Origin of the sequence: Actinomadura fibrosa, from assembly GCF_900659615.1 — a bacterium.
Classification (GTDB): domain Bacteria; phylum Actinomycetota; class Actinomycetes; order Streptosporangiales; family Streptosporangiaceae; genus Spirillospora; species Spirillospora fibrosa.
This window is the reverse complement of sequence record NZ_CAACUY010000268.1, coordinates 1-11192: the sequence shown is the minus strand read 5'-3', so window position 1 is coordinate 11192 and position 11192 is coordinate 1. Positions and strand designations below refer to the sequence as shown.

The window sequence follows — 11192 nt, the reverse complement described above, 5'->3', positions numbered from 1 at the left end:
CACACCGCGAGCGGACGCAATGAACGCGGCGCGGCCGGAGTCGGCGGACGCGGTGCGGGCGCACGCGGCGGGAGGCGGGCGGACGGGCGCGACGGAAGGCGGGCGGGCAAGCGCAGCGGGAGGAGGGCGGCCGCACGCGGCGGAAGGCGAGAGGGCGCACGCCGCGGAAGGTGGGCGGGCGCACGCGGCGGAACACGGGCGGGCGCATGTGGCGGGGGGCGGGAGGGCGCACGCGGCGGAAGGCGCACCGGCGGGTGATTCGGTTGAAGCTCGGTCGGCCTTGTCGTCTCGCTGGGTGGGTGTGGGGTGGCGGTGGCGGTTGGTGTCGGCTGCCGTTGCGGTGGTGGTGTTCGCTGGTGGTGTCGGTGTGGGCAGGCTGGTCGGCGGCACCGGGCCGGAGCGTCCGATGTGCTTTCGGGGGACGCTGCACCTCGTCGGCTCGACGGCCTTCGAGCGGACGGCCGACGTCCTGCGGTCCGGGTACGAGTCGCTGTGCCCGGACGCGCGGGTCGAGGTCGCGGCGATCGGCTCGAACGAGGGAGTGCGGGCGCTGACCGCCGCGAACGCCGCCTCGACGATCGCGATGCACGACGGGCACCTCAAGCCCGACTCGGACGAGATCAGGGTGCGCGCCTTCCGGGGGTTCCCCGTCGCGCTGGTCGCGTTCGCCGTGGTCGTCCACAAGGACGCGGGGGTTACCGGACTGTCCGTCCGGGAGCTGCGCTCCATCTACGCCCGCGGCGGCCCCACCGAGTGGAAACGGCTCAAGGGCGGCGGTGACGTGCCCATCAGGCTGGTGGGCCGCACCGAAGGTTCGGGGACGCGGACCGTCTTCGAGGAGCACATCCTCGACGAGCCCGAGCCGGAGCTGTCGTCCAGGGACTGCCGGCGCAAGGACGAGATCCGCGCCGCCGCCCGCATCATCCGGTGCGAGCGCAGCAGCCAGGCGCAGATCCTCGACGCGGTGAACACGATCCCCGGCGCGATCGGCTACGCCGAGCTGCACGTCGCCGCGAACGCCCGCCGCTACCCCAACATCCGCGTCCTGTCGCTGGACGGGCGGAGGCCGGACGTGTCGTCCGCGGGGAACGGCTACCCGTTCGTAGCGCCCGAGATTTTCTACACCTACGGACTGCCGCCCAACGGCAGCCCTGCGGCGGCCTTCCTCACGTTCCTTGCCGACGCGTCCGCGCGGCGCCTGCTCGAAAGGGCCGGGGCCACCACCTGCCTCACCGCGGACGCCCAAGTGACCACCCCGTGCCAGCCCACCTGACACGCGCGCCGGAGCGGCCGGGCGGGCAGTCGGTCCCGCCCGGCCTCCGGTCGGGTCAGGGGAGGTCGTGCTCGCCCTTCTTGATCTGCCGGACGAGGTCCTGCCATCCGGTGGACGGGACGGTGATGACCGGGCCGCCGGCGTCCTTGCTGTCGCGGATCCCGATGCCGCCGGGCAGGGACGCCGTCTCGACGCATTCGCCGCCGGGCACCGAGCGGGTGCTCTTGCGCCAGCGGGGGCCTGCGGCGTCCCGGAGGACGTGTTCGGTTCTGTTCTGTGGAGTCCGGCTCGTCGCCATGGCGGACTGCGCCTTTCTGTGAGCGCGGTGAGGTGGGGAGGGGCCGTCCTGTCGAATCTGGGCGGCGTCTGCCGGGCGGGCCTTCCCGTTTGTCCGTGTGGGTGCGGGAAGGCCGCCGTCGTGTCCGGGCGGTGGCCCGGGGCTACGGAGCGGCCGGAAGGTCGTCGGCCTGGTCGACTGAGAGCCGGATATGGGCCTCAAGCCATTGGTCGATCTCGGCATCGCTGCCGCCCGCACCTGCGATGTAGGCGCGCACGAGGTCGCGTTTGGGCAGCTTGCCGTTCTTGCCGATCGTGCTGAACGAGCCGTAGGAGTAGCACCGCTCGATCCGGGGATGGCGCCGGCAGGCATCCTCCATCGCCCGGAAGGGCGGGTCGCCCTTGTAGCGGCGGAACTTCTTCATCATCTCCACGTACTGCGCGGAGTCCTGCGCGGACGAGGGATCGGGCGGCGCGACCGTCACCGGAACGTCGCGGCGGCCCGGAGGCTCGTGGCGGGCCGGAGGCACTGGGTGGGCCGGAGGCTCGTGGCGGGCCGGGGGCACAGAATGCGCCGGGGGCACAGGGTAGGCCGGGGGCACATGCCGGGCCGGAGGCACAGGGTGGGCCGAAGGCTCGTGGCGGGCCGGGGGCACGTGGCGGGTCGGGGGCCACTCTTGGACCGTGTCGGTCCAGAAGTCGGACCCGGCCGAGGGGTCGGGGTCCCGCCGGGGCGCGGCCGGCTGGAACCGGTCGAACAGCTCCTGAGCGACCTGGACTTCCGCCCGGACCGCACCGCACGCCTCCAGCACCGCTTCGAGCGCGTACCAGTTGATCCCGGCGAAGTTCCCGGCGATGATCTGGCGGTACTTGGCGAAGGGGACGCCCCGCTCGCCGGCCCGCCGGACGACGATCTCGTCGCCGTGTCCCGCGAGCGAGTCGTGCAGCACCCATACGAGCACCGCGTGCAACCACTTCTCGGCCGTCCCGTCCGGGTGAATCACTTGCAGGAACGCGCGGACCTCGCCCGTGCTCTTCTCGGGACGTCGTCGCATGGGGCTCATCGGGGAGTCGGGCTCGTGGCCCGGCGTCCGGTCACCGCTCCCCCGCCTGCGAGGGGTCCGGAAACTCCTGAGGGAGCGGAGCGGCGCACGGCGGGCGCGCGCAACGAGAATTCGTCATTGAATCCCGCCTTCTCTGACTCGGATCACTGGATGCACGCGAAGACGAAACCGGCGTGCGACGTCCAGCCGGTTAACGATCAGCGAATGATCGACTGTCACGAACCGGGAGCATAGCCGCAGCAGCAGCGGAATGGCATGCGTACGTTCCAGTCCTATGCGGGAGCTATTGGGACATAGCAGACTCATTACACCAAACTAAACATCGCACCGCCCTGACCTGCGAGAACGCCAAGATCATTCTTGTTAAAGATTGTTCGATCGCGTCATGGAACTCGAACTCAGCACGGAACCGGTAATTCGCCACAGAGACCAACTTGCGCAATTGCAGACGCGAATGCGGATGCACGTGCAGATGCCCGACTTGCACATCTGCACGTGCATCTGCCGAACACGGATGATCGATCTTTCCTCACGGGCCGACGCGCCAGCGGCCCGCAGCGCTCTCCGCCGACTCAGGCTTGGTGCCAGGGTTTTCTCGGCTGGTTGTGCATGCGGCCCGGGATGCCGGGGCGTTGCTGCCAGGGGTGCGGGCCGGTCGGCGGCCGGTAGGCGACGCCGAGCGCATCGAGACGGGCGTAGTGGGCGGCGTTCATGCGCTGCTCGAAGTCGGAGAAGTCGCGCTCGTCCGGGTGCGGGAGTTCGGACCAGGCCACCTCCGCGAAGGCGGCGAGGCGGGGGAACGCCTGGTAGTCGACGCGGCGGCGGTCCTCGACGGCCTCCGTCCACAGGTTGGCCTGCGCGCCGATGACGCGGGCCGCGTGCGGGGTGCCGGCCAGGCTCGGCGGGACGGGCTCGAAGCGGTAGACGTCCTCCAGGGTGTGCACCCAGCCGAACGGGACGGGCTCGTCCGGGCCGCCGGACTGGACGTGGTCGAGGTAGACCTCCTGCTGGGGGCACATCACCACGTCGTGGCCCGCCTTCGCGGCGGCGACGCCGCCCGTGTACCAGCGCCAGCACATGACGGCCGCGCCCTGTGCGAGGCCGCCCTCCAGGATCTCGTCCCAGCCGATGAGGCGGCGGCCGCGGTCGGCGAGCCAGCGGTCGAAGTGGCGGATCATGGACGACTGGAGCTCGTCCTCGTCCGCGAGGCCGAGTTCGCGGATGCGCGCCTGGGCGGCGAGCGAGGCGCGCCACTCGTCCTTGAGGCACTCGTCGCCACCGATGTGGACGAAGGTGCCGGGGAAGATCTCCAGGACTTCGGTGAGGACGTCCTCGTAGAAGCGCAGCACCCGCTCGGTGGGAGCCAGGACGTGCGGGTTGATCCCCCAGTCGGTCTTCACCTCCAGGGCGGCGGTGTCGATGACGTCGGCGTTGCCGAGCTCGGGGTAGGCGGCGATGGCCGCCTGCGAGTGGCCCGGCAGGTCGATCTCCGGGACGACCGTGATGTGGCGTTCTGCGGCGTAGGCGACGATCTCGCGCAGGTCGTCCTTGCTGTAGAAGCCGCCGTGCGGCCGCTCGTCCCAGGTGACGGGCTCGCCCCACCCCCGGCGGGTGCGACGCCGCCAGGCACCGACCTCGGTCAGCCGGGGATGGCGCTCGATCTCGACGCGCCAGCCCTGGTCGTCGGTGAGGTGCAGGTGCAGGACGTTGAGCTTGTGGACGGCCAGCAGGTCGACGTACCGGAGGACGTCGTCCTTGGGCAGGAAGTGCCGTGCGACGTCGAGCATGAAGCCGCGCCAGGCGAAGCGCGGGGCGTCCTCGATCGTCAGGTACGGGACGGTGACGGGCTCGCGGCCGATCGGGACGCGGCGGAACGCGTCCGGGCCGAGGAGCTGGCGCAGCGTCTGGCGCCCCCAGAAGACCCCGGCCTCGCCACCGCCGACGATCTCCGCGCCGCCGGCGGACACGGTCAGGGTGTAAGCCTCGGGGGCGAGGGACGGATCGACGCGGGTCCGGACATCGCCACCGAACGGGCCGGAGCCGCCCGTCCGCTCAAGCCGCCGCGGCGCGGGAATCAGGTTCACCACGCCCACCTCCTCCCCGCCCGAACGACGCGGAACACCCGGTATCCGCGGCAGTCCGATGATGGACGCCGGGTTCGCGGGCCCGGCGCCGAAGTCCACGCAGCGCCCCCGGCGGTCACGCCCACCGCGGAAGCCATGCGGCGTTCCGACCGAGTCACGCACACCGCGGAAGGCGTGCGGCGTTCCGGCCGGGTCACGCCCGCCGCGAAAGCCGCGTCGCGGCCCGCGGGTTCAGGTGCGCCAGGTTGCGGGACGCGGGCGGCGGCGGTCAGGTGCGTCCGATCGCGGAACAGCAGGCGGCGTCGACGTCAGGTGCGCCCGATCGCGGAACAGCGGGCGGCGTCGGATTCAGGTGCGCCAGGTTGTGGGACGGCGGGCGGCGGCGTGCACGGCGGCGACCATCTCCGGCGTCAGGACCCGGCCGCGTCGCCGCAGCCAGCGTTTCAGCGCCCTGACGTCGGCGAGCACGGCGACGTCCTTCGGGCCGCCGCCGCGCACCGTGAACCCCTTGGCCCCCACGAAGACGACGACCGGCTGGACGGGGACGTGACGCCCGCACGCCGCCGCCAGGAGCGTCCGGGCGCGCTTGGCCTCGTGGCGGGAGTTGCGCAGGTAGTCGACCTTCGTGCCGCCGACGAGCATGCCGTTCTCGCCGACCCACACCTTGGAGCGCGTGGTCTTGGTGTTGACCGTGACCACGCCGAACGGCCCGATGAGCACGTGGTCGATGTCGGCGCCGTTGCGTCCGACGGGCACCGCGTGGAGCACGTGCCAGCCCTGCCTGCGCGCCCACCGGTCCAGCCTGCCGCCGACGGTGCGCTCGCCGCGGGCGCCGACCGCGAAGTCCCGTGCCTCGGTGCGGACGCCGATCAGCGATGCCAGCCTCGTCCACACGCTTCGCAACTCGACGGCACGGGTCTGCGCCGCCGAGCCCGCCCGGTTGAGGCTGAGATCCCCGACCGGCTGGGCAGGCGGCGGCAGCAGCACGTCCCTCCGAGGAGTCCTGTCCTCCGGCGGCGGCACGGTTCCGGGGACCAGGCCGGGCGGAGGCTCACCAAGCTTCGAGCACTCGGCGCGGACGGTATCCCAGAAGCCGTCCGACAGCTCCGGCATGGCGATCTCGTGCGCGCCCGCGCGGACGTCGTACCAGCCGACCGTGTCCCCGCCCCGGGAAACGTAGATCCGCAGGTGTCCGTAGCGCCTCCACACCCGGGCTTCGAGATCGCTCACAAAGACCTCCACAGCACCACCAACCGCCCCTGACACCCTAGGTCGGCGAAGTCGGGTCAGGGGTCTTTTGGGTGGGGCGGGCTCGGACGTGCATGCGTTCGCCCTGGGGGCCGAAGAGGCTCAGGATCTCGGCGGGTTCGGTGCCGGCGTTGAAGAAGGCGTGCGGGAGGCGGGTGTCGAACTCGGCGGCCTCACCGGCGGTGAGGACGAGGTCGTGCTCGGCGAGGAGGAGGCGGATCCGTCCGGCGAGGACGTACAGCCACTCGTAGCCCTCGTGCGTCTTGAGGTCGGGCAGCGCGGTCGTGTCCCGGGGCGGGACGATGTGCTTGAACGCCTGGAGGCCGCCGAGGTTGCGGGTCAGCGGCACGATCGTCTGCCCGAAGCGGGTGAAGGGCTTCATGTGGACGCGCGGGTCCCCGGTGACGGGGGTGCCCGCGAGCTCGTCGAGCTGGACGTTGTGGGCGCGGGCCAGCCGCAGCAGCAGTTCCAGGGTGGGTTTGCGCTGCCCCGACTCCAGGCGGGACAGGGTGCTCGACGAGATCCCCGTCGTCCGGCTCAGCTCGTCCAGGGTGACGCCCTTCTGCTGCCGCAGCGCCTTGAGGCGCGGGCCGACCGAGTTCAGGACGCGGGACAGGTCTTCGTCGTTCATGCCTCCAGTATTGCCGGTTCGGCAAAGAACTTTGCCATCCGGGTTCGGGGTGACGCATCCTCCCCGGCATGGATACAAACGAACGGCAATACGACGTCATCGTGGTCGGCGGGGGTGCGGCCGGGCTGGGCGCGGCGGCGACGCTGGCGCGGGCACGGCGCGCTGTGCTCGTCGTGGACGCGGGCGAGCCGCGCAACGCTCCGGCGGACGGCGTCCACAACTTCCTGGGAAGCGACGGCACTCCCCCGGGCGAGCTCCTCGCGCGGGGGCGCAAGGAGGTGGTCGGCTACGGCGGGGAGATCGTGGACGGGACCGTGAGCGGGGCCCGGCACCTGGACGACGGCTTCCAGGTGGATCTGGAAGGCGGCCGTTCGGTGCGTTCCCGGCGGCTGCTGGTGACCACCGGCCTGGTGGACGAGCTGCCGGACGTGCCGGGTCTGGCCGAGCGGTTCGGACGGGACGCGCTGCACTGCCCGTACTGCCACGGCTGGGAGGTGCGCGACCGGCGGATCGGCGTCCTCGCGACCGCGGCGGTCGGCGTGGAGCAGGCGCTGCTGTGGCGCCAGTGGAGCGCGGACGTGACGCTGCTCGTCCACACCGGTCCCGCGCCGGACGGGGAGGCGCGCGAGCGGCTGGACGCGCGCGGCATCACCGTGGCGGACGGCACGGTCACCGGGCTGCGCGTCGAGGACGACCGGCTGATCGGTGCCGAGCTGGACGGCGGGCGGGTCGTTCCGCTGGACGCGCTGGTGGTGGCGCCGCGCTTCGTCGCCCGCTCCGCCGTGCTGACCGGGCTCGGCTTGAAGGCGACCGAGATGGTCGTGAACGGGCACGTCATGGGAGAGCGCATCGAGACCGGCCCGGGCGGCGCGACCGCGGTGCCCGGGGTGTGGGCGGCCGGGAACGTCGCCGACCTCGCCGAGACGGTGATCGGCTCCGCCGCCGCAGGGGTGCGCGCGGCCGGGATGATCAACGCCGATCTCGTCGCCGAGGACACCCGCCTCGCCGTCGCCGCCCGTGAGGTGCCGTTCTCCGCCACGGCGGAGCGGGCGAACGGCGAGCGCGTCCGGAGCGGCCGCGGCCACGGCTGGTGACACCGAAGGCCGCACGGTCAGTGGCAGCGTCGGTCGGTTGGCGGTGCGGTGGGCGTCGCCCGGCAGGCCGCGCGGTCGGCGTCGCTCGGCAGCCCGTGTGGGCGGCGTCGGCCGGTTGACTGCGCGGTCGGCGGCGGTCGGCGGGCCGCGTGGGCGGCGTCGCTCGGCGGGACGGGCGGTCAGCGTCGGCCAGCGAGATGGGCGGGCGGTGTCGGTCGGCGGGACGGGCGGTCAGCGGGCGGTGTCGGCCAGTAGGCCGTAGCGTCCGTCGGGGTATGCGATGACGACCACGCCGTCCTCGATGGCGAGGATCCGGGCCGTCGAGCCGCCCGAGGCGTCCTGCCCGCGAGGCGTCGGCAGGGGGATGCGCACGAGCCAGGTCCCGGTCCGCTGGTCGAGGACGCCGAACCGGTACGAGGTGGCCGGGGCATGCTCCCAGCGCACCGGCTCGGCCAGGACGTACACGCGGCCGCCGGCGATCGCGGGCGGGCCGCCGGCCCGGAGACCGTCCGGTGGGGCCCGCTCCCAGAGCCGGCGGCCCGTGCGCACGTCGTGGCCGCACCAGCCGTCCTGGACGACCTCCCGGCCCGCCTCCTTGAGGACGCATGTGCCCACGGCGACCGGTGATCCCTGGGCGGCGCCTCCGTCGCCGATCGAGAGGGCGAGCGCGGAGCCGCCCGCCGTCCGCTGCCCGGTCCGGGCGTCGATGACGACCGGCCCGCGCGGGTCGTCGATGGCCAACCGCCCGCCGGGCAGGGCGACGACCTGCCGGAGCGACGCGTCCGAGGAGATGCGCGGGAACGGGACGCGCCACCGCTCCGCTCCCGTGGCGGCGTCCAAGCCGAGGAGGTGCCTCTCCTCCCGCGCCCGTCCGGTACAGGCCTGGAGGACCGTGACGACTCCGGCGGTGCCGTCCAGCGTTCGGGGGTCGGCGTACAGCGAGCAGGCGCGCGGCTGCGGGACGGTCCAGCGCCGCTCGCCGGTGGCCTGGTCGAGGCCCGCGACCATGAAGAAGGAGGCGACCACCACGGTCGGGGAGCCGTCCGGCCTGCCGACCGCCACGGCGCTGTCGGGGGCGGACGCACCGGTCCGGAGGCCGAACCTGTCGATGTCGCGGCGGACGTCGTGGCGCCACAGCACCTTTCCGTGGGCGACGTTCACCCGGTCGACGCGCTGGACGCGGCGGCTGTCCCGGTCCCGCCAGGTGATGTAGACGTCGCCGGCGGCGCGGTCGGTCTCCAGGCCGTCCACCGCCATGGTGTGCTCGCGGTAGTTCCAGTGCGTCCAGCCGGTGCGGATGTCCACCGCGCGGACGGACGAGGAGCCGGTGGCCGACTCGACCTTGAGGCCGCCGAAGACGAGGGGGTGGTGCCCGGTCGTGTCCAGCAGCGCGACGCGGGCGCGGGGCGGCTCGGTGGCGAGCGCGGCGGGCGGCGGGCGGTACGGGCCGTTCATCCCGTCCCGGAACACGCCCTTGATCGCGTCGAGCGCGCCGGGTGACTGCATGACGACCGCGAGGCCGAGGAGGAGCGCGAAGACGGTGACGCAGCCGAGCTGAGCCCGGGGGAACGGGTCGCCGGGCTCCTGGCTCAGTTCCTCCGAGGGGGTCAAGTTCGCAGATTAACCCGGCCGGGCCCGGTCGCGGGAGGCTCACGGCGGCGGGCGGCCGTCACCTTATGGCACCGGCCAGCAGGGCGTACCGGCCGTCCGGGTAGGCGAGGACGACCATGCCGTCGGTGATCTCCTCGATCTGCGCTGACGAACTGCCCGAGACGTCCTCGCCGCGGGGCATCGGGAGCGGGACGCGCGCGAGCCAGGCGCCGGTGCGCTGGTCGAGGACGCCGAACCGGTACGCGGTGGCCGGGGCGCGGTGCCAGTCCTCCGGTACGGCCAGGACGTACGCCCGTCCGTCGGCGACTGTGGGCGGATCCCCGCCCCACAGGCCGTCCGGGGCCGCCTGCGCCCAGAGGCGGCGGCCCGTGCGCACGTCGTGACCGCACCAGCCGTACTGGACGACGTGCTGGTCCTTCTCTTGGAGATCGCACGAGCGCACGGTGGTCGTGGCGCCCTGGGCGACGCCGCCGTCGCCGATCGAGGAGGCGAGGGCGGCGCCGCCCTTCACCGGCCGCCCGGTCCGGGCGTCGAGGAGCACCGGCCGGTCGGAGACGTCGACGGCCAGCCGTCCCCCGGGCGCCGCGACGACCTTCCGGAACGATCCCGTGAAGTCGGCGCGCGGGAACGGCACGCGCCACCGCTGCGCACCCGTGGCGGCGTCCAGGCCGAGGAGGTACCTCTCCGCTCGGTTCTTGACGGCACAACTCTGGACGATCGCGACGACTCCGGCGGTGCCGTCCAGCGTTCGGGGGTCGGTGCGCAGCGAGCAGGCGGGCGGCTGCGGGACGGCCCAGCGCCGCTCGCCGGTCGCCTCGTCGAATCCCGCGGCCATGAAGAAGGAGACCAGCGCCACGGTCGGCGAGCCGTCCGGGCGGGCGACCGCCACGGCGCTGTCCACATTCGACTCACCTTCGCGCGACCCGAACCTGTCGATGTCGCGGCGGACGTCATGGCGCCACCGCACCTTCCCTCGGGCGACGTCCACCCGGTCGATGCGCTGCACGTGCCCGCTGTCCCGGTCCCGCCAGGTGATGTAGACGTCGCCGGTGGCGCGGTCGTCCACAAGGCTCTCCACTTCCCTGGAGTGCTCCCGGTAGGTCCAGTACGTCCAGTGCGTGCGCAGGTCCACCGCGCGGACGGACGAGATGCCCGACCGCTCGACCTTGAGGCCGAGGGCGCCGAAGACGTGCGGGTAGTGCTCGCTCACGTCCAGCAGCGTTACTGCGGTGCGCGGCGGTTCGGCGGGCAGTGGCGGCGGGACAGCACGGTAGGGGCCGTTCATCCCGTCCTGGACGAGGCCCTTCAGGGCGGCGAGGCGCGCACCGGGCTCGTGCATGATCACCGCGAGACCGAGCAGTAGCACGAAGGCGGCGGCGCAGCCGATCTGGACCCGGCGGGACGGGTCGCCGGGCTCCGGGGGCGGCTGCGTGGGGGTGCCCAAGCTCGCAGGCTACTGCGGGCGGTCCGCGCGCGGCAGAGTCACGACGGTGCGGTGGACGGGTCCGCCGCCGGAGCGTGCTGAACCGCCGGGGTCACATCAGTTCGGTGGTCGGGCGGTCGGCGCCGCGCGTCCGGCCGACGGCGTCGAAGAGCAGGCGGGCGTGGCGGGCCAGCGTGCCGGGCGCGTAGGCGCGGTGGGCCGCGAGGACGATGGTGAGGTCGGCGGCCTCCAGCGCGGCGGGCAGGTCGGCGCCCGCGCTGGGGACGTCGGTGTCGCCGACCCGCCAGGCGGGGACGTGCGGGTCGTGGAAGGTGAGCCGCGCGCCGAGCCGGAGCAGGCGGCTCGCGACCGGGCGGGCGGGGGATTCGCGCTGGTCGGCGATGTCGGCCTTGTAGGTGACGCCGAGGAGCAGGACCTTGGCGCCCTTGAGGGCGCGGCCTTCGCGGTTGAGGAGCTGCTGGGCGCGT

The 11192-nt window shown here is 73.3% G+C and carries 10 protein-coding genes; 2 read left to right on the top strand and 8 right to left on the bottom strand.

Annotated features, from left to right (window positions below):
- The first annotated feature begins 322 nt into the window (after positions 1 to 322).
- Positions 323 to 1273 (top strand): substrate-binding domain-containing protein, encoded by a 951-nt coding sequence (locus E1300_RS42115; protein ID WP_165503240.1) that lies wholly within the window; start codon positions 323 to 325, stop codon positions 1271 to 1273.
- A gap of 55 nt (positions 1274 to 1328) precedes the next feature.
- On the opposite strand, the gene E1300_RS42110 is transcribed toward E1300_RS42115, so the two are convergent.
- The 5 genes from E1300_RS42110 to E1300_RS42090 form a co-directional block, all read right to left on the bottom strand.
- Positions 1329 to 1571 (bottom strand): DUF397 domain-containing protein, encoded by a 243-nt coding sequence (locus tag E1300_RS42110; RefSeq protein WP_131762884.1) that lies wholly within the window; start codon positions 1569 to 1571, stop codon positions 1329 to 1331.
- A 142-nt stretch (positions 1572 to 1713) separates the two neighbouring features.
- Positions 1714 to 2604: a hypothetical protein gene (locus E1300_RS42105; protein WP_131762883.1), complete on the bottom strand. Its 891-nt coding sequence runs from the start codon at positions 2602 to 2604 to the stop codon at positions 1714 to 1716.
- 581 nt (positions 2605 to 3185) lie between these two features.
- Positions 3186 to 4700, bottom strand: a complete 1515-nt coding sequence (locus E1300_RS42100; RefSeq protein ID WP_242619747.1) for a beta-N-acetylhexosaminidase — start codon at positions 4698 to 4700, stop codon at positions 3186 to 3188.
- A gap of 345 nt (positions 4701 to 5045) precedes the next feature.
- Positions 5046 to 5927 (bottom strand): nuclease-related domain-containing protein, encoded by an 882-nt coding sequence (locus E1300_RS42095; RefSeq protein WP_131762881.1) that lies wholly within the window; start codon positions 5925 to 5927, stop codon positions 5046 to 5048.
- A gap of 37 nt (positions 5928 to 5964) precedes the next feature.
- Positions 5965 to 6576: a helix-turn-helix domain-containing protein gene (locus E1300_RS42090; protein ID WP_131762880.1), complete on the bottom strand. Its 612-nt coding sequence runs from the start codon at positions 6574 to 6576 to the stop codon at positions 5965 to 5967.
- 68 nt (positions 6577 to 6644) lie between these two features.
- On the opposite strand from E1300_RS42090, the gene E1300_RS42085 reads away from it, so the two are divergent.
- Positions 6645 to 7670, top strand: a complete 1026-nt coding sequence (locus E1300_RS42085) for an NAD(P)/FAD-dependent oxidoreductase (RefSeq protein WP_131762879.1) — start codon at positions 6645 to 6647, stop codon at positions 7668 to 7670.
- A 231-nt stretch (positions 7671 to 7901) separates the two neighbouring features.
- Here E1300_RS42085 and E1300_RS42080 read toward each other — a convergent pair whose 3' ends face one another.
- The 3 genes from E1300_RS42080 to E1300_RS42070 form a co-directional block, all read right to left on the bottom strand.
- Positions 7902 to 9281 carry an outer membrane protein assembly factor BamB family protein gene (locus tag E1300_RS42080; RefSeq protein WP_131762878.1) on the bottom strand — a complete coding sequence of 460 codons (1380 nt, stop codon included), beginning with the start codon at positions 9279 to 9281 and terminating at the stop codon, positions 7902 to 7904.
- A gap of 58 nt (positions 9282 to 9339) precedes the next feature.
- The gene (locus E1300_RS42075) at positions 9340 to 10725 is read right to left on the bottom strand and encodes a PQQ-binding-like beta-propeller repeat protein (RefSeq protein ID WP_131762877.1); all 1386 of its coding nucleotides are present in this window, start codon (positions 10723 to 10725) and stop codon (positions 9340 to 9342) included.
- A 91-nt stretch (positions 10726 to 10816) separates the two neighbouring features.
- The coding region (locus tag E1300_RS42070) for a UDP binding domain-containing protein (protein WP_278045426.1) at positions 10817 to 11192 on the bottom strand (376 nt) is incomplete at its 5' end.